This is a genomic window from Streptococcus entericus DSM 14446, from assembly GCF_000380025.1.
Taxonomy (GTDB): Bacteria; Bacillota; Bacilli; order Lactobacillales; family Streptococcaceae; genus Streptococcus; species Streptococcus entericus.
On sequence record NZ_KB904155.1, the window covers coordinates 81523 to 102908 of the forward strand.

Genomic DNA, 21386 nt, shown 5'->3' on the forward strand with positions numbered 1-21386 from the left:
GTCATTTCTCCTTGTAGTTGCTTTCAAGCGTCCTAAACAAATCTCGTGAGGCTGCAGGAATGGCTGCACCATAGTCCATCAAGGGCACAATGTCCTTGAAAGCTGCTGGTGGAATGGCAAGTTCCGCTAAATCCTCTGGTTTAATCAACATCTGAATCGCATCTTTTTGCCCTGTTTCTATCTTTAGAGCGAACTCTGGGTCAACCAAAAAAGGTGTTGATAAGCCAACCAAATCTGCATGAGCTAAGGCTTCCTCGGCCTTTTCAGCCGTATTGATGCCACCAGTCGCCATAATGGGCAAACGATCCCCGAATCGCTCATGAATCACCTCCGTGACCAAGCGCCCCTGATTTTGACCAGGACTGCGGACTCGGTTTTTATAAACCTCACGCCCCCACGAAGCAATAGCTAAATAGTCCAGCTCTGCCATATCCAAAAGCCAGTCCAACAACTGGCAAAATTCCTCAATGCTGTAGCCAATACTAGCACCACGAGTCTCCTCAGGTGTTGCTCGGAAGCCCAAGATAAAGCCGTCAGGTGCCTCGGTGTCAATCACTGCCTGCACCCGCCTGAAAATCTCCAGAGTCAAGTGCGCTCTTGTCTCCAAGGTCTGGCAGCCATAAACATCTCTGCGTTGATTGCTAAAGGTTGAGAAAAAGGTCTGAATCAGCAAGCGTTGAGCAGACGAAATCTCCACGCCAGCAAACCCTGCCTGAATGGTTCGACGCGTCGCTGCTACATAACTTTCAATAATCTCTTCAATTTGGTCTTCTGTCAGCTCACGCACTTCATGAGGAAAGGGCGTTTTGAGGCTCATAGGACTGGGCCCATAGACAAATCCAAAACGAGTCAGAGCGTGGCTGGCAAAGCGACCTGCATGGGTCAGCTGTAAAACAGCCTTGCTCCCGTCTGCCTGCATGGCTTGAGCGAGCTGGGACAGCCCTTCAACCATTTCATCCTCAGCGACACTAAAACCGTACTCAAATAACTGCCCATAGGGGTCGACATAGGCTGCTCCTGAAATTTGCAAGGGCGCCGAATTGGCTCTCCTGCTGGCATAAGCCAAGTCTTCTGAACTAACTGCTCCGCTCCTCAGGGAAGAGTTCGTCACCATAGGCGACAGAACGAAACGATTGGTTAACTGGACCCCATTTGGCAATGCCAGAGGAGTAAAAAGCGTGCGGTCTGTGCTCATAACTTGCCCCCTGTGACAGCCTGTTTTTCTCTGTCTAAGGTCTCAAAATGATCAAAATCGCTGTAATTAGCTGGTGTCGGTTGGTAAATAGACACCGACTGCCCTAGCTGTCGCAAAACCCTCATCAGACGATCTATCATATCAGCCACCGTAAAGGCTACACCACAGAGGTCAGACAGGTTAGCCATTGCAGCAGGATTAACCTCAGGGTAGCTGATAGCGGTTTCCTCTCCAGCAAGACCAGCTCGGTAAAAATCTGCCACTAACTGCCCACGCTTGGTTTGATCACCACAAACGCTCAGGTAAATAGACACCACAATCCCATCTTTGATTCGCCGCTGAGCTAGCCCTGCAAATTTCTTGCCGTTGATACTGAGATCAAAATTCCCAGGACAGTAAGAATCAGTCACTTCATAAGCCTCAATCGTTACCTGCTGGTCAACTAACATGGCCTCTATCAGCTCCTTCATCAACTGATAGGCGGACTTAATATCCAGCTTGTCATCAGCCGACTGGGGGAGAAATAGGGAAAAATTCAACACCCCTTCATCCGCGACAACAGCTAGCCCGCCCAGATTTCGAATGACAGGCTGATAACCCGCCAAGCGGATGTCTTCAAGACCAGCAGTTAAGTAGGGTACTTGCCGATCCAGCATCCCCAGAATAACCGTTTTCTCCAAAGGCCAGAGATGGACAAGCACTTGGTCAGGATGGCGGTTGATTTCCCTTAACAGAACCTCCGTCCAGACAAACGGGCTGGCCTGCTCATCAAACACTTCTATCGGATAAAGGCCCAAGCGGCTGAGTTGATTTGTCATTCTTATCTTGCCTCCTTAGATATTATAGCATATTTTCTAACGCATCACGGAAGAAAAAACATTAAAATCGGTCGACTGCACCGTGATCATCTCATAACAAACCATCAAAAAATCCTGCTGAACCAAACGGTCAACAGGATTGATAGGCTGACAGGATGAGGATGCAATCCTCTACTCTCAATAAGAGTCACCTTAAGCCTTATTCACCACCAAGGTAGTATTCTTTAACAAGGTTCAACTTGTCGTCCAATTCAAAGACCAGTGGTGGGAAGTTTGGAATTTCCACATCCATAATCTCGTCATCAGACAGTTGCTTGATGTGTTTTACGAGGGCACGGATAGAGTTACCATGAGCACCCACGAAGACGTTCTTGCCATCTTTAAGAGCTGGCGCAATCTTGTCTTCCCAGAAAGGAAGGGCACGCTCAAGAGTGACTTTCAAGTTTTCAGCATCTGGAATGACAGAACCATCAAGGTGAGCGTAACGACGGTCAGTGTGTGCTGAGTGCTCATCGTCTTTTGCCATATCTGGTGGCAAAACATCGTATGAACGGCGCCAGATGTGGACTTGCTCATCACCAAATTGCTCAGCCGCTTCTGCCTTGTTTTTACCAGTGAGGCCACCGTAGTGACGCTCGTTGAGACGCCAAGATTTTTCAACTGGCACCCAGAGCTGGTCAGCGGCTTCAAGCGCCAAGTTTGTGGTCTTAATCGCACGTTTCAAAACTGACGTAAAAGCTAAGTCAAACTCGATACCAGCTGCTTTAATCAGTTTACCAGCATCAATCGCTTGTTGTGTTCCTTTTTCAGACAAATCGACATCAGCCCAGCCTGTGAAAAGGTTAGCCTTGTTCCATTCAGACTCACCGTGGCGAGCAAAAACCAATTTTACCATTGTGTTTCTCCTTTTTTCTAATGGGTCTAAGCCCAATTACTCTTATTATTTTACAGGATTTTTGTGAAAAATGCTACTAAAATTTGCAATTTTTTTGGAAAATAGCCGAGCAAGCAGTCCGCTCTGCCATGTTCCTAGAAAAATGCTCAAAAAGCCAATGCTCCCAACTAGGGGCAAATCAGCAAAAAACGACCAGTTACCCAGTCGTCGCGTTTTTGCTTAATACAGCAAGTCGTAGATTTCCATCGCAATGAGGTCGATGCTGTCGAAGGTATAGGTTTCGCGAGCCGCCACATCACGCAAGGTGAAGGTTGGTCCATTTTCAGGGTCGTTGCTGAAAGCCACTTCTGCCACCACAACACCGTCGCGTTCAAAATTACGTTTTAAGTTACCACCATCAGTCGCCATAAGCTCCAAGCGATTAATGATTCTTACCAAATGTGATTCCATCAGAGTATTCTCCTCATTCTTATAATTACTTTCCTATTTTACCACAGAATGCCTAGAATAAAAAGTAAAATCGCTAAAATGAACCATTTTTACTCATGGACGAGCCTTTTGGGTACAATAAGGAGCTCCAAAAGGACTAATACATGGTTTGACCTTACAACTTCCGAACAGACTATCGTGGAAAAACCAGCGACTAGGATAACAAGCTGTCGTTATCGAAACGCTCTTTAAATTTTCCCTAGTTGGTGGTTGCCCCATCTGATGAGCGCCCTTTAACCGCAAAATACTGCCCACTTGGGCTGGCAAAGTTAAAGGTCAAAAAGGGTTCCGTTTGGACAGGGCTTGCGGTGTCGGTCTGCTCTGCTATTTTTGCCTGCAAGGCATAAATGTCGTCGCTCTCAAAGAGAATGCTAGGCACATGGTCCGCTACCTCAGGCGAGACCTGTTGGATAAAGGCCTTGTCGTATACCGTAATGGTTGTGCTACTTTTGGCATGTGAGCGCATGTCAAAGCTCTGGTAGCCCATCTGCTCACTTGTTGCTAAAATCTCAAAACCAACCGCCTCCCAAAAGGCTTGTTCGGCAGCCACATCAGCAACATAGAGCATCAGCGAGAACTGTTCTGTAAACATGACCCCTCCTTAAAATTGGACAGTTTGTGACACAAAGCCTGCGATGTCAGTATTGATCTGCCAGGTCATCCCAAACTGATCGACCACAATGCCATAGGCTGGGCTCCAAGGTGTCTCTTGAAGTTCCAGCTGAATTTCCTTGGCGTCTTGGCTAAGTTTTTTGTAAAGCGCAGCCGCTGTTTCAGCACTATCTAGCTGAATGCAGGCGGTCATATTAGTCCCTTGGATATAAGGGTAGTCAGGATTGTTATCTGAAATCTGCAAACGAATGCCATTGATATTAAGGTTGGCATTGAGGACTAAATGACGTTTTTCTTCTGGTGTATCGGGAATGGCTTGACCAAAGGTCGTCACTGCTACCACCTCAGCATCAAAAACATCTTTGTAAAAGTCAACAGCTTCCAAGCCATTTCCATCAGTCACCAGGTAAAGTTCAATAGATTTAATCAAAAGTAATGTTCTCCTTAAATTGTTTAGAGCTCATTATAACACATTTAAAGATAAACTTTCTCGCAAAAGATTTGAAATGATGATACCGATGTCCCATCAGTCGTTGATGAACTTTAGAAATAAAAGAAAAATCGCTAACATCAGCGATTTTTTCCTTATGGCCACGTCAGAGCATTCGCGATAAATTCGAAAACATGTTTAGCCAGTTTAGGTTTGACCTGATGAAGGCTAAACAAGGCATAGGCTACCGAGAACAAAAACAGAGTGAACAACAGCGGTCCAGTGATAACTGACTGGGGAAAGACCAGTATAGCTAAGAGCAAGCTAACGAAACCGATTATCAAAGAGCAAAGAACTTTTTTCATTGGACAACCCTCCTTAGCCTTATTTTACCAAAAATGAAAACGTTTAGCAATGAAAACTGTTACCAACTATAGACGCCCTAGAATGGCATCCCAAGCCTCATCGTAGCCCTGTCTAGTCTCGGAGGAGAAGATGATAAAGGTATCTGTCGGCTCAAACGCTAATTTTTTCTTGATGGCTGCTTCGTGCTTGTTCCACTTGCCGCGTGGAATTTTGTCTGCCTTGGTCGCCACGACAATGACAGGAATCTCATAGTACTTGAGAAACTGGTACATCTGGACATCATCCGCCGACGGGTCATGCCGCAGGTCAACCAGACTGACCACTGCATAGAGGTTTTCCCGACTGGTCAGGTACTCCTCAATCATCCTTCCCCATCTGGCTCGCTCAGTCTTTGAGACCTTAGCGTAGCCATAGCCTGGCACATCGACAAAGCGGATTTTATCATCAATGTTGTAAAAGTTAAGCAGCTGGGTTTTGCCGGGTTTACTGGAAGTACGAGCCAGATTTTTACGCCCCAGCAGGGTGTTGATAAAACTGGACTTGCCCACGTTTGACCGCCCAGCTAGGGCAATCTCTGGCAGGTCGTCAGGTGGGTAGTGGCTCTTATTGGCCGCTGACAGAAGCAGGCTGGCCTTGTGCGTGTTTAAGGTTTCTTGGGACATGGCAGAGCTCCTAAGCGGTTTCTAGGATGGGTTTGTCTGTTCCTTCCACCGCTTCTTTGGTGATGCGAACCAGACTGACCTCTTCCTGACTTGGGACTTCAAACATAACGTCCAGCATGGTCTCTTCGATGATCGAGCGTAAGCCACGAGCTCCTGTTTTCCGCTCGATGGCCTTGTTGGCAATGGCTTGCAGGGCATCCTCGTCAAACTCCAAATCCACCCCATCGTAGGACAAGAGAGCCTGATATTGTTTAACCAAGGCATTTCTCGGTTCCGTCAGAATCCGTACCAAGTCATCCACCGTCAGCTGCTCAAGGGCTGCAGTCACTGGTAAGCGACCGATAAACTCTGGAATCAACCCAAATTTTTGGATATCATCGGCGATGATTTCCTGCATGTAGGAAGCATCCTCATCAATCTTGCGGCTGTTTTGACCAAAACCGATGACTTTCTCACCCAGACGTTGCTTGACGATTTCTTCGATACCATCAAAGGCACCGCCAACGATGAAGAGGATGTTCTTGGTGTTGATCTGAATCATCTCTTGGTTAGGGTGTTTACGACCGCCCTGCGGGGGCACGCTGGCAACCGTCCCCTCGATGATTTTCAAGAGCGCTTGCTGGACACCTTCACCAGACACGTCACGGGTGATGGAGACATTCTCTGATTTTTTGGCAATTTTGTCAATCTCATCGACATAGATGATGCCACGCTCGGCTCGCTCGACGTTGTAGTCAGCAGCTTGGATGAGCTTGAGCAGGATATTCTCCACATCCTCACCCACATAGCCTGCCTCAGTCAATGCCGTCGCATCTGCAATGGCAAATGGCACGTTGAGGCTCTTGGCTAAGGTCTGCGCCAAGAAAGTCTTGCCTGACCCTGTTGGGCCGATCATGAGAATGTTTGATTTTTGCAAGTCCACATCGTCATCATCACGACTTTCCGTAAAGCTAATGCGCTTATAGTGATTATAAACCGCCACAGCCAGCGCCCGCTTGGCGCGGTCCTGTCCGATAACATAGGTATTGAGAATGTCAAGCAATTCCTTTGGCTTAGGAACATCGGTCAACTCTGCTAAAATCTCCTCAGACAATTCCTCTCGAATAATCTCTTGAGAGAGTGCCACACATTCATTACAGATAAAGACGCCGTTTCCGGCGATGATTTTTCGGACTTCTTCCTGATTTTTACCACAGAAAGAACAGTGAACTAAGATATCACTTTTACGATTTGCCATAATATCCTCGAGTTTCTATTTGAATAAGGTGCCGTAAAAGGCATGAATGGTCACCACAATATTGGTGAAGGCGTTGAGCAGGAAAAAAATACCCAAGCCATAGCGTTTTTTCTGTAGGGCTGGAATGGCTGCTAAAATGCAAATCCCACAGAGAAAGGCAGTAAAGACGCCAAAAATGCTACGTTGCACGCGCTAATCCTCCTTAATCCGTTCATAAGTGGTGACGGTAAAGGCATGACTGTTCTGTTCATCAGCCGCAAAGGTCTGCTCTGCTATTGGCCGATAGGCCGACCAATCAAACGGTGGAAAATGAGTGTCACCCGCAAACTCTCCAGCAACCCGCGTCACCACCAGTTGGTCGTAATAAGGCGCAAAAGCCTGATAGATGCTAGCGCCACCGACCACATAGAGGTTCTTGTCCTGTTGCTTGAACCAGTCAAGAACGGCCTCAGGGCTTGATAAGATGGTCACGCCAGTAGTGTCGATTTGATCGGGCTGACGGCTGAGAATCAGGGTCTCACGACCAGGTAGAAGACGCCGGTTCATGCCATCAAAAGTCACGCGCCCCATCACCAGCGCTTGGTGCATGGTCGTTTCCTTAAAATGCTGCCACTCTTTAGGCAAATGCCAGGGCAAACGGTTGTCACGTCCGATAAGGCCTGCTTCATCCTGTGCCCAAATGGCGATGATTTTCTTAGTCATACCTCTCCTTTCCACAGTCTTAGTTCTACTATTTTATCAAATTTAGCAAAAAAATGCTCGAAAAAAACTTTTCGAGCACCCCGCTTCTATCACAAAGACTGATGTTCAGTCAGCCTCATTCCAGATGAGACACTGACCGACCGACTTAATCAGCTAGTTATCATGGTCAGCCTTGCTGTTTTGCTGTAAGACCTGACAACTGCATGTTTAGCTGTCGCCAAAGCCAGGGCAAAGCAGCCATCTTTGCTTGAGCAATGAAACCGTCATAAGTCCTAAATGACAATAGCTTTGCCATTTTCATGGAAACCGTCTAGATAGTTCTAGAACTTATCACTTGTTTTTATCTGGCTTAAATCGCTAAATCAAATTTTAATTGAGGCAGGGCAGGGTCGTAGTCTACCAATTCAAAGTCTTCTGGCTTGATGGCAAAGAAATCTGTGCCGTCAGGGACATTGAGTACCAGCCGTGGCTGACAGTCGGTCGGCTCACGGCGGAGCAATTCCTCAGCCTGTTCAAACTGGTTGTCGTAAATGTGGAGATTGTTGATGAAGTAAAAGAATTTCCCAACCTTCCAGCCAAAATGCTTAGCAATCATCATCTGAAGAGCCACATACTGCATGGCATTGATGTGGTGAGCCACCAGCATATCATTAGAGCGCTGGGTCAGGGTCGCATCGAGGTAAATATCATCGCCCACCTGACGCACATCAAACATGGTCTGGAAAGCACAGGGCAAGAGCCCCTCGCTGCGCTCGAAGGCCTCATAATCCCAGAGAGAAATGACATTGCGACGGTTCCAAGGGTTGTCAGCTAACTGCTTGAGCAATTTTCTGATGATGTCATGTTTTTTCACGATAGCCCCATAGCGCTCGCCGATAGTGCCTGTTTCCCCAATCTCCCAGTCGTTCCAGTAGGTCACTCCGTACTTGTTTCTCAGAACATCGAGGTCGCTGGTCTGGTCTTGGTAAATCCAGAAAATCTCCTTGATCGCCGACTTAATAGCAATAGGGCGCAGGGTTGTGATGGGAAACTCACCCTTACTCAAATCGTACTCGGCAAAGGAACCTGTGATGTACTTGGAGTTCGCTGTTGTGCCGTCCTTGTACTTGGGTCTAGCCTGCTGACTAAAGACCCCTTCGTTCATGATTTTATTGATATTGTCTTTGAAAATGTGGTCTGCTTTGGTCATGTGTTAGTCTATCTCTTCAATCTCTTTTATCACGCGAGCCGGAACACCTGCAACGATGACATTGTCTGGAACGTCTTTGGTCACCACAGCCCCAGCGCTGACAATCGCATTTTTACCAACTGTCACTCCTGGTAAAATGGTTGCCCCTGATCCAATCCAAGCATTTTCCTTGAGATGAACAGGTTGCAAGATTAGTCCCCGTCTTTCCTTAGGGTTAGTCGGGTGGTTGACAGATAGCAGTTTGGCAAAAGGCGCAATCAGAACATGGTCATCAATCTGAATCCCCCCTAAATCGGTCAACATCACGCCAGTATTGATAAAAACAGACTTCCCAAGGCGAATATTGGCGCCGTAATCTGTGTAGAGGGGCAAATTGATGCTCACACTCTCGTCTAGTGCTTGTCCTGTCATGGCGGCAAAAGCCTCTTCCACCTCTTGTCTACTACTGCTCGCATCTTGAAAGACAGCAAAGTAAGGCTGGTTGGCTGCAACGCGGTCATGAATAGCCTTGAAGGCTGGGGCATTAACGCCAATAACTGTTGATGGTTTGATGTCTTCTCCCATATCGTTCTCCTATTTTACCATTTCCTGAGCTTCCTTGAGCTTGACAGACACGATTTTGGACACTCCTGACTCCTGCATGGTCACACCGTAGATGCTGTCCGCCGCTGCCATAGTCCCCTTGCGGTGGGTGACGACGATAAACTGGCTGGACTTATCAAAGCGGTTGAGGTAGTCGCCAAAGCGCTTGACATTAGCCTCATCAAGCGCCGCCTCCACCTCGTCCAAGATGACAAAGGGGATGGTTTTGACACGGATGATGGCAAATAGCAGAGCGAGCGCCGAGAGGGCTTTCTCCCCACCTGACATGAGGTTGAGTGACTGGATTTTCTTACCAGGAGGTTGGACGGAAATCTCCACACCTGCCGTCAAAATATCAGGCTCAGTTAAGATCAAGTCTGCTGAACCGCCACCAAACATCTGGGTAAAGGTTGTCTTGAAGCTCTCTCTGATGGCTTCAAAGGTTGTCTTAAAGCGCGCCTTGACCTCACCGTCCATATCATCAATGGTCGCCTGAAGCATGTTTTTCGCACCTAAGAGGTCATCGCGTTGACCTGATAAGAAAGTCAACCGCTCATTGACCTCGTCAAATTGGGTAATGGCCTCGAGGTTAATGGGACCTAGGTCTTTAATCTGCTTGTTCAGGTCTTTCAACTGCTTCTTAGACTGTTCCAGCTGCTCTAGAGGTCTAGCTTTTTCAAGCGCCTCCGTAAAGGACAGACGGTAGTCTTCTGATAAGCGTCTCGCAAAAGACTGCAATCGCTCTTGAACCTGTTCGAACTGAACCTCCAAGGTCGCTTGTTGACGAATCAAGCCATCGTTTCTCTGACTGACCTTGCCTAGGTGCTCCGCCAAATCCTCCAAACTCGCTTCGCAGTCCTCCAACTCAAAATTCAGGCGAATCAACTTGCTTTCCTCTTCTTTTTGGCGGTCTTGTACCGCTTGGCTTTGCTGGGTTAAGTGCTCAATCGTCTCAGGAGTCAACTGCAGTTGCTCGCTGTTGAGGAACGTTTCCAGACGCTCTTGCTCTGCTGTTAATTCAGCTAATTCCTTGGTCAGACGATCTATCGTACTCTCTTCAAATCGGCATTCCGACTGGAGTTCGCGCTGACGAATCTGGCTCTGAGCTAATTGGTGACGTTGCTTGTCCAGCTGTTGATTGAGGCTGTCCTTATCTTGCCGCAGTTGCTCAATATCAGCCGTCAAATTGGCTTTCTTCGTCTGAAGATTAGCCAACTGGTCTTGCAAGTGCTGACGGTTGGTCAACAAGTCAGGATTTAGTTCCCCGCTTGAACGAGCGAGCAAGGTGTCCTGGATCCTATTGAGGTCAGCTAGGCGCTCAGATAATTGGTCATAGGCCAATCTGTCCCTTTGCTCTGTCAGACGGGCGAGCTCGCCTTCTTCTTTGAGCAAGCTCTGCTCCTCTTCTAGCTGGTCGATGGTTTGTCGAATGCTGCCGACCAGTTGTTCCTGCTCTAGCATGGCTGTTTTCAGCTCTGCTATTTCACTTAAGAGCGTATCAAGTTCTGGCTGAATAAAGGTCGTGGACTGCTGGCGATTGGCACCCCCTGAAAAGGAACCACCTGGTCGCAACTCTGTCCCGTCCAAAGTGACCAAGCGCACCTGATAATGGAGCTGACGAGCTGCCAATGTAGCCTGCTCAGTGGTCTCAAAGATAGCAGTCACCCCCAGCAGGTTGTGAAAGATATGGCTGTGGGCTGCATCAAAACGCACCAAATCGCTAGCAAGACCTAGATAACCTGAGCTAGCCTCGAGCTTATCCAGTTGGTGTTGAGCAAGCTGGCGAGGTTTGATGGTGGTTAAGGGCAGAAAGGTTGCCCGACCTTGGCGGTGTTGTTTGAGGTAGGCAATGCCTTGCTTGGCTGCCGCTTCATCGCGAACGATGATGTGCTGGCTGGCACCTCCCAAAGCAATCTCCATGGCTAACTGGTAACGGCTATCAAAGGTCAAGGACTGACTGACCGCACCGATAATACCATCAAGGCGGTCAGCTGCTTGCAAGACTGCCCGTACCCCAGCGTAGAAATTGCTATGATTTTTCTGAATAGCTTCTAAACTAGACCTTTTAGCTTCTCTGGTTTTTATGGCATCTAGCAGATCAAACAATTTAGTCTGCTCCCTGCTGTAGCGGTCTTGTTGGCTGGTGAGTTGCTCGGTCAGCTCTTGGTAGGCCGTCAGGAGTTCTGCCACTTTTTCTTGACTGGCTTGATAGCTAACTAGGGCAGCTTGGGCGCTAGCTTTGACCTCTGCCAAATCCTTGGTCACCTGCTCGTTTTCAGCACGCTGGCTCTCCAACATCTGGCTCTCTTGCTCCAACTCCGCCTCCAGCAGCGTCAGTTTATTGGACAGGTCAGCTTCTGTTTGCATCAACTGAACATAGTCCTCACGCAAACTCTCCAGAACCTGATCGGGAGTCTGGGCAAACTTTTCAAGCCCCTGCTCCAAATCCACAAGTTCCTGATTGATTTGTGTTAATTGGTGGGTCAGTTGCCCAAAGTGCTCCTGACTGGTCAGCAGCTGATGGTCTGTCTCTTGGATTTTCAACTTGAGCTGAACCAGTTGTTGACTGGTTTCTTCTTTTGTTCGATTGGACTGGTCACGCTCCAGTTGGTGGCGTTCGAGTTGCCCCTTAAGATCAGCAGCTAATCGTGTCAAGTCCAAAATCGTGGCCTGGGTCTCGGACACTTCCTGAGCCAGAGCTTGCCGTTTGGTTTTTAGGGCTTGGTTATCAATTTCAAACTGTCGGCGTTGCTCATGATAGTCTGCCAAAGCTGATTTGGCTTCTTCGATTTGCTGGCTAAGACGGGCTTCCCTATCTTTTTCTAGTCCGATATCAGCCACCAAAATATCCAGTTGCAAGCCAGATCGTTCTTGCTCCAAGCCTTGGAAGAGCTTAGCTGTCTTGGCTTGCTTTTCCAAGGGCTTTATCTGACTGTTCAGCTCGTAGATGATGTCTTCCAAACGGTCCAAATTGTCCTGAGTTTGATTGAGCTTGGTCTGGGTTTCTTTTTTTCTGGTCTTGTACTTGAGGACACCTGCCGCTTCTTCAAAGATGGCGCGGCGCTCCTCTGGTTTGCTGTTGAAAATAGCCTCAACCCGCCCTTGCGAGATGATGGAAAAGGAATCCCGCCCCAGACCTGTGTCCATAAAGAGGTCATGAATGTCCTTGAGCCGAACCTTTTTCCCATCAATCAGGTAATCACTATCGCCGTTACGGTAAATGTGGCGCTCCACCTGAATACTTTTACCCGCTGAGGCGATAAAGCCGTCACTATTATCCAGAGTAACCTTGACAGCCGCATAATTTTGCGCCTTACGATCCTGCGTCCCTGCAAAGATGACATCCGGCATCTTGCCACCACGTAAGCTCTTGGCAGAGGATTCCCCCAGTGCCCAGCGCAGGCTCTCTGTGATATTTGATTTTCCAGAGCCATTTGGCCCCACGACCGCTGTAACCCCTTGGTCAAAGGTTACCTTGGTCTTGTCTGCGAAGGACTTGAAGCCCTGCATTTCTATCTCTTTTAAAAACATCCTAACCTCGCTGTAACTGGTCGAGGGCAATCTTGGCAGCTGCCTGCTCTGCTATTTTCTTAGACTTGCCCTCACCCATGCCGATACAGGTGCCGTCCACAAAAACGGCGACCCCAAAGACCTTAGCGTGAGCAGGTCCTGTCTCATTGACCACCTGATAACTGATGGTCACATCGCCATCGCTCTGGAGAAACTCCTGAAGGGCGGTCTTGTAATCTGACACTTGCGCGTAATTCCCCTGCTCCACCTGCGTGATGACCACTTCTTGTAAAAAGTCTTCGACACAGTTGATGCCTTTGTCCAATAGCAGAGCGCCCAAAAAAGCTTCAAAAAGGTCGGCTAAAATAGCTGCCCTCTGGCGACCTCCGGTCTTTTCCTCACCCTTACCCAGCTTGATAAAGCGGTCAAACCCGCAACGTCTAGAAAAATCAGCCAGACTTTCCTCACGGACAATGGCTGAACGCAACTTAGACAAATCCCCTTCTGGCTTTTTAGGGTATTTCTGATAAAGGTACTGAGAGATGATGAGTTGCAGAACCGCGTCTCCTAAAAATTCCAAGCGCTCATTGTGTGGAACTTTTAGGAGGCGGTGTTCGTTCGCATAACTCGTATGGGTAAAGGCCGTGTCAAGCAAACTCTGATCGGAAAAGGCAATACCAAAAACAGCTTGCAAGTGATCAACTAATGTGGTCATAAGATTCCTTTCTCTTCAAACGGTTTCTCTTATTATAGCACAAAACTCGCTCAAATGAGCGAGTTAAGCTAATCTGATTAACAGGTTGGACAAGAGCTGGTCAAGACCTGCACCCTAAGCCATGGAACTTGGAACAGAACCTTGTATCTCAACTGTCATCTCATTGACCAAGACAGGTTATCGTCTGGCTAGGAGGTCGGCGTAGTAGGCACGGCTGTTGTTGAGGACAGCCAGCACAGCCAGATAGAACTGGTCTCCCTTGACCCGTGCTAGGACGGCTGAGTAGTCTGCCAAGTCTTGGTAAGGCGCAAAGGCCCTTTTCCGCAGTTGTTTAACATCGCTGGTGGTCTTGTTCAAACCTTCCTGAGAACGGGCGGAAAAGACAGCTTCAAAAGCCGTCTGGCTGGCACTCAGCTTGGTCACAAATCGGTCAATGCCAAGGACTGTCAGCTGGTCTTGGTAGGGCGCGCCAGCCAATTTCGCCAAGAGGGTAGTCAACAGGGCAGTCTGGGCTTCGTAGTTGGTCTTAGCGGTCAGCTTGTACTGGTCAAGCAGTTGTCTGAGGCTAGTGTAGGCAGCTTTCTCCGCCTCGTCACGACTGTTGCGGTAGGGGCGCAGGCTGTCCTTGAGGGCTTGAAAATCACGGTCACGCTGTTCATCAGCCTTGGCGATGTCGGCGGACTTACTACTGGATCGCACCTGCTCCAGAGAGCTGGTAAAGGGGCGGAGCTGGATCCGCAGGTCAGCCACCAAGCGAGTGACCAGCTCATCTGTCGACAGGTCAATGCCTGACTTGTCCAAATCATCGAGAAAACGGGTCAGAAACTGACTGGCTTCGGCATGGCGGAGGTTGGCGTGATTGAGGGAAACGAGTTTTTTCGTCATAACAGTCCTTTCTGTACGGTCAGAAGTTCTGACAGGCTCAAGTGCTTGAGCGACCAGCCGTCAGAACTTCTGAGCAGCTGGCGCCAGAGGGATTTGCCTCGTCAGAACATCTGACGGATTCAATCGTTCGTTATTAGCAATATCAGAATTTCTGATAGAGAGTAGCGTTCGGATTTCTCACTTTCAGAGCTTCTGACAGAGGAGAAACAAACCCGACAACGGTCGGTCGTCGGGTTCAGAGAGCTTACTTGGTCTTGCGAGCCTTAGCCAAGCCAAGGCTAAAGAGCACTAGAGACAGTCCCATAGCGGTCAGGGCTTCTGTAGTCAGCTCACCTGTGGTTGGCAGGGTTTTGGCTGCTGTTGGTGCAGGGTTGTCAGCCATAGTTGGTTTATCTGCTGACGCAGGGGCTGATTGATTAGCTGTCAAGCTGGTCAGCTCTGACTTGAGCTTGTCCAGTTCTTCGGCTGTTTCTGCAAAGGCGATGTTAGCAGCCAACTCACCTTTTTGCTCATCGGTCAGGCGAGACTGGTCCACCTGAGCCAAGAGTTGGTTGCGGGTGGCGGACAGGTCTTCTTTGTCTGCTTGCGTGGCTGGTGAGGTCACGGAAGTGTTATCCTCATCGTCAGATGGAGGGGTTTGGGATTCTGACCCACTACCTTGGTCGCTATTTTCGGCTGGTGGGGTCTGGGTATCTGTGCCTGTACCACCAGTACTGCTGTCAGTTGGCGGGGTTGTAGTTTCTGCACCTGTACCGCCACCAGTGTTGTTGTCAGCTGGTGGGGTCTGGTCTTGAACATCAGCACCACCACTATTATCGGTCGGTGGGGTGGCTGGGGTAGTCGGTTTTGGATCAACCGGAGCTGGGTTTAAAGGCTCTTTGCTATAAAAAGCAAAAATTCCATGAACACCACCCTCAGGGATAAACTCTGCAAACTGGGTACTTCCTCCACCGTTAGAGGCCGTATCTAGCTCACTTGCTGGAACCCAACGATCAAAAGTGTAACCCGGAAAGTCAGGAAAATCCACTCGGTATAGTTGCCCATTAGGAACATCAAAATACCTCTCGCGCCCCAACTCTGCAAAAAAAGTGTAATCCTGTGGATCAAAGCCCGTATAACTTACGGAAATAATACTTGTGTTCGCCTCGTCAGCCTTAACAATAGTTGAGCCAATAAAAGGCACATCCGTCGCCGTGGCGACCACACCCAGGGTGGCCAGCGACAAGCTCGCAACCCCATATTTGAGAAGTTTTTTCATAAACTCCCTCCTTTTCCTTAAAAAGTATTACTTTTAGAAGGGCTTGGCCTGAAAGGTCAAGCCCTATATACTAGTATATAGGCATTTTGTCAAGGTTTTTGCTCATTTGTTAAGAAATTGTAACATAAAAACCTGCCTTGGTCAGGCTGTTCAGCAGTATGGTCTTTGTCATCAGGCACTGTTTTTGATAAAAATAGCCGCCGAAGGTGGCGACTAATCTGATTGTTGTGAGGTGCTCAGGTGATATTCCTCTCCCTGCTCGGCGATTGCCCTCAAAAAACAGCCCGAAGGCTGTTTTGATTAGAGTTTCATCAGGGGGCTAGCGCTGTCTGGCGAGGTATCATAAATCTTGACCCCTGTGCCTGCGGCGATGTCCGCCTGCTGGAGGCTGGTCGTCATGGTTAGGTTGGCCAGTTCCTTGATGTTATTTTCCTTGCTCAGGTGCCCGAGGTGGATACGCTTGGTGCGGTTGCCCAGCGTCCGAATCATGGCGGCAGCCCCATCTTCGTTGGAGAGATGTCCCTTATCCGAGAGGATGCGCTGCTTGGTGCTCCAAGGATAAGAGCCCGCACGCAAGATATTGATGTCGTGGTTAGACTCGATGAGGTAGGCATCTGCGTTTTCGATAATGCCTGCCATGCGGTCAGACACATAGCCCGTGTCCGTCAGCATGACAAAGCTTTTGTCGTCTTTCATGAAGCGGTAAAACTGTGGTGAGATGGCATCATGACTGACACCAAAACTTTCGATGTCCAAATCTCCAAAGGTCATCACCGTATTTTCTGCAAAAATATGCTTGTGCTCTAAATCAATCTTGCCAAGGGCTCCTTCCATCGCTGACCAGGTCTTGGCATTGGCATAGACATCCAACCCGTATTTCCTAGCCAGTACACCGACCCCGTGGATATGATCCTTGTGCTCATGAGTGACAAAAATGGCATCTAAGTCTTCTGGTCTGCGGTCAATTTCCGCCAAAAGGCTCACAATCTTTTTCCCTGACAAGCCTGCATCAACCAAGAAACGCTTCTTTGGCGTCTCCAAGTAGAAAGAGTTCCCTGTCGACCCCGACGCTAAAATACTATACTTAAATCCTTGTTCCAAAAAGGTCAATCCTCCTCCCAATCATCCAGATCCAAAACAGTCGGATCCTTTTCATACGGCAAGACAATGGTAAATGTCGACCCTTTCCCATAATCACTTTTCGCCCAGATAAAGCCATCATGGAGCTTGATGATTTCCTTGGCAATGGACAAGCCCAGACCTGTACCACCTTGCTCACGGCTTCTGGCGCGGTCAACACGGTAAAACCGGTCAAAAATTAAGGGCAAATCTTTCTTGGGAATCCCTAACCCTTCATCAGAAATCGAGACAATCAATTGACTGTCTGTTGTCTTCATCGACACCGTGATTTTACCACCATCAGGCGAGTACTTGATGGCGTTGTTCAAGATGTTTTCGATCACCTGTGTCATCTTGTCTGTATCAATCTCTATCCAAATTGAATTGATGGGATAATCCCGCACCAGTTCATAAAATTTACCGCTGTTGGTCTGCTGATTTTTTATCAAATCAAATCGGTTCAAAATAGAGGTCATAAAGGCTGTAAAGTTAATCATCTCGACATCCAGCGCCGTGGCCTGGTTGTCAATACGTGACAAGGCGAGCAAATCAGAAATCATCCGCATCATGCGATTGGTTTCATTTAATGATACCTTGATAAAGTCTGGTGCCACCTCCTCGCGAAGAGCGCCTTCATCGAGGGCCTCCAGATAGGACTTGACCGAAGTCAAAGGGGTTCTCAACTCATGGCTAACATTAGACACAAAGAGACGGCGTTCACGCTCCTCTCGGTCTTGGTCAGTCGTGTCATGAATCACCACAACAAGCCCTGAGATAAAGCCTGACTCTCTACGGTTGAGGGCAAAACGCAGCCGCAGAGCGATAAATTCGCCAAATTCGTTACGACGGCGAATGGTCACTGTTGGGGTCTTTGACACCAAATCATGGTAGGTATAGCGCTGATCATGGTCAAACAGGTCAACAATATTCATCTTCAGCGCTGCTTCTTTACTCAGATTGAGGTGACGTTGAGCCATCTGGTTAATCATGATGATTTGTCCGGAACGATTGGTCGCCAAAACCCCATCTGTCATGTAGGACAAAATAGAGGATAGGCGGTTCTTTTCCTGCGACAAATTTTCATGGTTGGCATGCAGAACATCTGACAGGTCGTTGAGCTGCGTAGCCAACTCCCCTAGACCTGACTTACTCTTGACATCAAGCACGTCTGCGTAATTTCCCTTGATCAGGGAATCAACTTTTTTATTTATTTTTTTGATGAGCTGCGCTTCATGGTACTCTCGCATGGCCAAATAAAAGAAATAAAGCGCAACCAGCCCCAACAAGGCAAGTAGGGTAAATTCAAATAAATTCAGGTTTTCAATCACATCAGTCATAAGATTTCATGTAGTATCCAACACCACGTCTGGTTAAAATATATTCTGGTCGGCTTGGCTGATCTTCAATCTTTTCGCGCAAGCGACGAATGGTCACATCAACTGTACGCACATCGCCAAAATAATCATAGCCCCAGACCGTTTCAAGCAAATGCTCACGAGTCATGACTTGACCAGCATGGTTAGCCAAGTGATGCAGGAGTTCAAATTCCCGGTGGGTTAAATCCAACTCTTGACCATGTTTTTTCGCCACAAAGGCATCTGGAATGATTTCCAAGTCACCAACAACAATTGTTTTACGACCACCAACAACCGTTTCTTCAGTCACCGCAGCTCCGATGGTTTCGGAACGGCGTAAATGGGCCTTGACCCTAGCTAACAACTCCCGATTGGAAAAGGGCTTGGTCACATAATCATCTGCTCCGATTTCCAAACCGATGACCTTATCAAACTCGCTATCTTTCGCTGAGAGCATGATAATCGGGAGATGGCTGGTTTTCCGAATGGCCTTGGCCACTTCGAGACCATCAAGTTCTGGCAACATCAGGTCTAAAATGACTAAATCAGGTTTCTCCTCTTCAAACAAGGTCACAGCTGTCCGTCCGTCGTAAGCAGTGACTGTCTCATATCCTTCCTTGGTCAAGTTAAATTTGATAATATCTGAAATCGGGCGTTCATCATCTACAATCAGTATTTTTTTCATGCGGTATCCTCGTTTCTCTCATTAACAGTTTAACGCTGTTTTGATTATATCAAAAATTCCAACAGATGGGAAACGTTAAGTTGTACCTAGTATAGTCCCTCAACCTTAAATAAAAAATAAAGTCCAAACGTTTAACTTTTTAGAGAGGCACGCCTCACTGTTGCTATTCTAAAGCAACGTCTGTCGTCCATGACTTGGTTCTACAATACATCAAAAGCCAGCACTAGGCTGACTTTTAGACTATTTCTCCAAGTTCCAAATCTCCTCAGCATACTGGGTGATGGTGTCATCGGAGGTAAATTTATCAGAAGTCGCAATGTTCATCAGGCTCATGCGTGACCAGGTCTTCTTGTCACGATAGAGGGCATCAATGCGCTCCTGCGCTGCCACGTAGGACGCAAAATCTTCCAGCAAGAAATACTCATCGTTATGGGTAATCAGAGCATCGTAAATCTCGCCACCTTCTCGCTGACTGTTTGGAATCGTCCCATTGACAAAGGTATCGACCACACGGCGTAGGACAGGATTATTCTCATAAACCCCACGGGCGTAGTAGTCATGAGCCGCGTAGTGCGCGTAAACTTCGTCCTTGGTCATACCAAAGATGACAATGTTGTCATCGCCACACTCGTCCTTGATTTCGATATTAGCGCCATCAAGGGTCGCCAGGGTCACCGCACCTGTCATCATGAATTTCATGTTTGAGGTTCCAGAAGCTTCCTTAGAGGCTAAGGAAATCTGCTCTGACACATCCGCTGCTGGGATAATCAGTTCAGCCAAGCTGACGTTGTAGTTTTCAAGGAAAACCACCTTAAGTTTGCCATTAAGGCTGGTATCATTGTTGATGAGGTTAGCCAATTCATTGATGAGCTTGATAACAGACTTAGCAAAGTGATAGCCAGGCGCTGCTTTGGCACCGAAAATGAAGACACGAGGCACCATGTCCTTGTCTGGGTTGTCTTTCAAGTCATGATAGAGTTTGATGATATGAAGGACATTGAGCAACTGGCGCTTGTAGGCATGGAGACGCTTGACCTGCACATCAAAGATGGCATCTGTCGACACCTCAACACCTGTTGTCTCTTTGATATAAGCTGCTAGACGAGCCTTGGCCTGCTGCTTGACCTGATAGAAGGTGTCAAGCACAGCCTCATCATCAGCAAAGGCAGTTAATTTTCTGAGCTCGTGAATGTCCGTGCGCCAGCCATGACCAATGGTTTCATCAATGGCAGCAGACAACTCAGGTGCCGCAATTTGCGTCCAGCGGCGCTGCACGATACCGTTGGTCTTGTTGTTAAACTTCTCAGGATACAGCAAATAGAAATCGCGCAAGGTATCCTCAGTTAGCAGGTCTGAATGGAGCTTGGCTACACCGTTAACCGAATGCCCACCAATGATAGCCAAATGCGCCATGTGGACCTGACCGTCACGAATGATGCGTGTGCGGTTGATTAAGTCCGTATCGCGACCCAGACCAGCTTGTTCTGCGACAAAACGGTTATCAATCTCGTGGATAATCTGGGTAATCCGTGGAAGAACCTCTGCAAAGAGACCGGCATCCCATTTTTCCAAGGCTTCAGCCAGGATGGTGTGGTTGGTATAGCTCATGGTTTTGACGGTCGTTGCCCAAGCCAAATCCCACTCCAAGCCATACTCATCAATCAAAAGACGCATGAACTCAGCTGGTGCAACCGCAGGGTGGGTGTCGTTGATGTGGACAGAAACTTTTTCATGGATAGCTTCCAGTGGCAAGCCCTGCTTGAGATAGGACTTGATGATGGTTTGAAGACCAGCTGATGTCATGAAATACTCTTGCGTTAAACGGAGCTTCTTGCCCTCGATGCTGCTGTCCTCAGGATAGAGCACTGCAGTGATGTCCTTAACCCGACGACGGCTCTCGATGGTTGGGTAGTGGAGTTCCTCTTCCTCAGGGATTTCGACATCCCAGAGGCGCAAGTTGTTGACCACGCCGTTTTGGAAGCCAATCTGAGGTACATCGTAAGGCACAGCACGCAGGGTCTGGGCATTTTCATAAACAGGCTTAAACTTGCCCTTGTCGTCCATTTGCAGGTAGACATTGCCGTAGATTTTGACATCAACAATGTCGTGATCCTGACGGACTTCCCAGACGTTACCAATTGACCCAAACCAAGTATCTGGCAACTCTACCTGATAACCATCAACAATTCGTTGCTTAAAGAGACCATAGCGATAGCGGAGACCATTACCAAAACCTGGATAGCCTGTGGTCGCTAGGGAATCCATGAAGGCCGCTGCCAGACGCCCAAGACCACCGTTACCGATCGCCATGTCGTGCTCAGCATTTTTCACCGCATCAAAATCAATCCCTAGCTCGTTAAAACCTGCCTTAACTGTGTCTAAAATCCCCAAGTTTAGCAAGTTTGTCTCCAGCATCCGTCCTGGCAAGAATTCAATGGAGAAATAGTAAGCAATTTTTTGTTGCTTATCAACCAATTCCTGTTTGCGATTAAGCCATGGACGCGTCGCATATTTGCGCACCACTCGCGCTAAGGCGACAAAAAGTTCTGATGGCGTCGCCGTTGCCACCTTGATGGCATTTTCCTGATGGAGTTTATCCTTGAAATCACGGACAAACTGGTCCACCGTCAGATCGTTTTCAAAAAAAGTCATGTGTTTTAAGTATCCTTTTTATTTTTTTGG

The 21386-nt window shown here is 48.0% G+C and carries 20 protein-coding genes; all 20 read right to left on the minus strand.

Features of this window, described 5'->3' with window-relative positions; all coding sequences use genetic code 11:
- Nucleotide 1 precedes the first annotated feature (1 nt).
- Nucleotides 2–1195, minus strand: coding sequence for an NADH-dependent flavin oxidoreductase (locus tag A3GW_RS0100400; protein ID WP_018367339.1), 1194 nt, complete (start codon nt 1193–1195; stop codon nt 2–4).
- Nucleotides 1192–2013 carry a lipoate--protein ligase family protein gene (locus A3GW_RS0100405; protein WP_018367340.1) on the minus strand — a complete coding sequence of 274 codons (822 nt, stop codon included), beginning with the start codon at nt 2011–2013 and terminating at the stop codon, nt 1192–1194. The genes A3GW_RS0100400 and A3GW_RS0100405 overlap by 4 nt, the downstream gene beginning before the upstream one ends.
- 199 nt (nt 2014–2212) lie before the next feature.
- Nucleotides 2213–2908: a phosphoglycerate mutase gene (locus tag A3GW_RS0100410; protein WP_018367341.1), complete on the minus strand. Its 696-nt coding sequence runs from the start codon at nt 2906–2908 to the stop codon at nt 2213–2215.
- Between the two features lie 219 nt (nt 2909–3127).
- Nucleotides 3128–3358 (minus strand): YkuJ family protein, encoded by a 231-nt coding sequence (locus A3GW_RS0100415; RefSeq protein ID WP_018367342.1) that lies wholly within the window; start codon nt 3356–3358, stop codon nt 3128–3130.
- A 238-nt stretch (nt 3359–3596) separates the two neighbouring features.
- Nucleotides 3597–3989, minus strand: a complete 393-nt coding sequence (locus A3GW_RS0100420) for a VOC family protein (RefSeq protein WP_018367343.1) — start codon at nt 3987–3989, stop codon at nt 3597–3599.
- A gap of 9 nt (nt 3990–3998) precedes the next feature.
- Entirely contained in the window at nt 3999–4439 is a 441-nt protein-coding gene (locus A3GW_RS0100425) for a VOC family protein (protein WP_018367344.1), read from the minus strand.
- A gap of 431 nt (nt 4440–4870) precedes the next feature.
- Nucleotides 4871–5467, minus strand: coding sequence for a ribosome biogenesis GTP-binding protein YihA/YsxC (gene yihA / locus A3GW_RS0100435; protein WP_018367346.1), 597 nt, complete (start codon nt 5465–5467; stop codon nt 4871–4873).
- Between the two features lie 10 nt (nt 5468–5477).
- Entirely contained in the window at nt 5478–6704 is a 1227-nt protein-coding gene (gene clpX / locus A3GW_RS0100440; protein WP_018367347.1) for an ATP-dependent Clp protease ATP-binding subunit ClpX, read from the minus strand.
- 15 nt (nt 6705–6719) lie between these two features.
- Entirely contained in the window at nt 6720–6893 is a 174-nt protein-coding gene (locus tag A3GW_RS11615; RefSeq protein ID WP_018367348.1) for a hypothetical protein, read from the minus strand.
- A 3-nt stretch (nt 6894–6896) separates the two neighbouring features.
- Complete coding sequence (locus A3GW_RS0100450) at nt 6897–7406, minus strand: dihydrofolate reductase (RefSeq protein ID WP_018367349.1); 510 nt, start codon at nt 7404–7406, stop codon at nt 6897–6899.
- Nucleotides 7407–7755: 349 nt separating this feature from the next.
- The gene (locus A3GW_RS0100460) at nt 7756–8595 is read right to left on the minus strand and encodes a thymidylate synthase (RefSeq protein WP_018367351.1); all 840 of its coding nucleotides are present in this window, start codon (nt 8593–8595) and stop codon (nt 7756–7758) included.
- Between the two features lie 3 nt (nt 8596–8598).
- Entirely contained in the window at nt 8599–9159 is a 561-nt protein-coding gene (locus A3GW_RS0100465; protein WP_018367352.1) for a DapH/DapD/GlmU-related protein, read from the minus strand.
- A 9-nt stretch (nt 9160–9168) separates the two neighbouring features.
- Nucleotides 9169–12708: a chromosome segregation protein SMC gene (gene smc / locus A3GW_RS0100470; RefSeq protein ID WP_026216522.1), complete on the minus strand. Its 3540-nt coding sequence runs from the start codon at nt 12706–12708 to the stop codon at nt 9169–9171.
- 1 nt (nt 12709) lies between these two features.
- Complete coding sequence (gene rnc, locus A3GW_RS0100475; RefSeq protein ID WP_018367354.1) at nt 12710–13402, minus strand: ribonuclease III; 693 nt, start codon at nt 13400–13402, stop codon at nt 12710–12712.
- Nucleotides 13403–13579: 177 nt separating this feature from the next.
- Nucleotides 13580–14287 (minus strand): DUF6261 family protein, encoded by a 708-nt coding sequence (locus A3GW_RS0100480; RefSeq protein ID WP_018367355.1) that lies wholly within the window; start codon nt 14285–14287, stop codon nt 13580–13582.
- 244 nt (nt 14288–14531) lie between these two features.
- A complete protein-coding gene (locus A3GW_RS0100485) occupies nt 14532–15545 on the minus strand; it encodes an LPXTG cell wall anchor domain-containing protein (RefSeq protein ID WP_018367356.1) in 1014 nt (337 codons plus the stop codon).
- 300 nt (nt 15546–15845) lie between these two features.
- The gene (locus A3GW_RS0100490; protein ID WP_040798247.1) at nt 15846–16646 is read right to left on the minus strand and encodes an MBL fold metallo-hydrolase; all 801 of its coding nucleotides are present in this window, start codon (nt 16644–16646) and stop codon (nt 15846–15848) included.
- Between the two features lie 5 nt (nt 16647–16651).
- Nucleotides 16652–18001 carry a cell wall metabolism sensor histidine kinase VicK gene (vicK, locus tag A3GW_RS0100495; protein ID WP_018367358.1) on the minus strand — a complete coding sequence of 450 codons (1350 nt, stop codon included), beginning with the start codon at nt 17999–18001 and terminating at the stop codon, nt 16652–16654.
- The gene (gene yycF, locus A3GW_RS0100500) at nt 17994–18704 is read right to left on the minus strand and encodes a response regulator YycF (RefSeq protein WP_018367359.1); all 711 of its coding nucleotides are present in this window, start codon (nt 18702–18704) and stop codon (nt 17994–17996) included. The genes vicK and yycF overlap by 8 nt, the downstream gene beginning before the upstream one ends.
- Before the next feature lie 240 nt (nt 18705–18944).
- Nucleotides 18945–21356, minus strand: coding sequence for a glycogen/starch/alpha-glucan phosphorylase (locus tag A3GW_RS0100505; RefSeq protein WP_018367360.1), 2412 nt, complete (start codon nt 21354–21356; stop codon nt 18945–18947).
- Between the last annotated feature and the right edge of the window lie 30 nt (nt 21357–21386).

Coding starts and splice junctions, on each gene's coding strand:
- A3GW_RS0100420 (WP_018367343.1), bottom strand. CDS start 3,989: ATGTTTACAGAACAGTTCTCGCTGATGCTCTATGTTGCTGATGTGGCT.
- A3GW_RS0100415 (WP_018367342.1), bottom strand. CDS start 3,358: ATGGAATCACATTTGGTAAGAATCATTAATCGCTTGGAGCTTATGGCG.
- yihA (WP_018367346.1), bottom strand. CDS start 5,467: ATGTCCCAAGAAACCTTAAACACGCACAAGGCCAGCCTGCTTCTGTCA.
- A3GW_RS0100405 (WP_018367340.1), bottom strand. CDS start 2,013: ATGACAAATCAACTCAGCCGCTTGGGCCTTTATCCGATAGAAGTGTTT.
- vicK (WP_018367358.1), bottom strand. CDS start 18,001: ATGACTGATGTGATTGAAAACCTGAATTTATTTGAATTTACCCTACTT.
- A3GW_RS0100400 (WP_018367339.1), bottom strand. CDS start 1,195: ATGAGCACAGACCGCACGCTTTTTACTCCTCTGGCATTGCCAAATGGG.
- smc (WP_026216522.1), bottom strand. CDS start 12,708: ATGTTTTTAAAAGAGATAGAAATGCAGGGCTTCAAGTCCTTCGCAGAC.
- A3GW_RS0100410 (WP_018367341.1), bottom strand. CDS start 2,908: ATGGTAAAATTGGTTTTTGCTCGCCACGGTGAGTCTGAATGGAACAAG.
- A3GW_RS0100465 (WP_018367352.1), bottom strand. CDS start 9,159: ATGGGAGAAGACATCAAACCATCAACAGTTATTGGCGTTAATGCCCCA.
- rnc (WP_018367354.1), bottom strand. CDS start 13,402: ATGACCACATTAGTTGATCACTTGCAAGCTGTTTTTGGTATTGCCTTT.
- A3GW_RS0100460 (WP_018367351.1), bottom strand. CDS start 8,595: ATGACCAAAGCAGACCACATTTTCAAAGACAATATCAATAAAATCATG.
- yycF (WP_018367359.1), bottom strand. CDS start 18,704: ATGAAAAAAATACTGATTGTAGATGATGAACGCCCGATTTCAGATATT.
- A3GW_RS0100485 (WP_018367356.1), bottom strand. CDS start 15,545: ATGAAAAAACTTCTCAAATATGGGGTTGCGAGCTTGTCGCTGGCCACC.
- A3GW_RS0100505 (WP_018367360.1), bottom strand. CDS start 21,356: ATGACTTTTTTTGAAAACGATCTGACGGTGGACCAGTTTGTCCGTGAT.
- A3GW_RS0100450 (WP_018367349.1), bottom strand. CDS start 7,406: ATGACTAAGAAAATCATCGCCATTTGGGCACAGGATGAAGCAGGCCTT.
- A3GW_RS0100480 (WP_018367355.1), bottom strand. CDS start 14,287: ATGACGAAAAAACTCGTTTCCCTCAATCACGCCAACCTCCGCCATGCC.
- clpX (WP_018367347.1), bottom strand. CDS start 6,704: ATGGCAAATCGTAAAAGTGATATCTTAGTTCACTGTTCTTTCTGTGGT.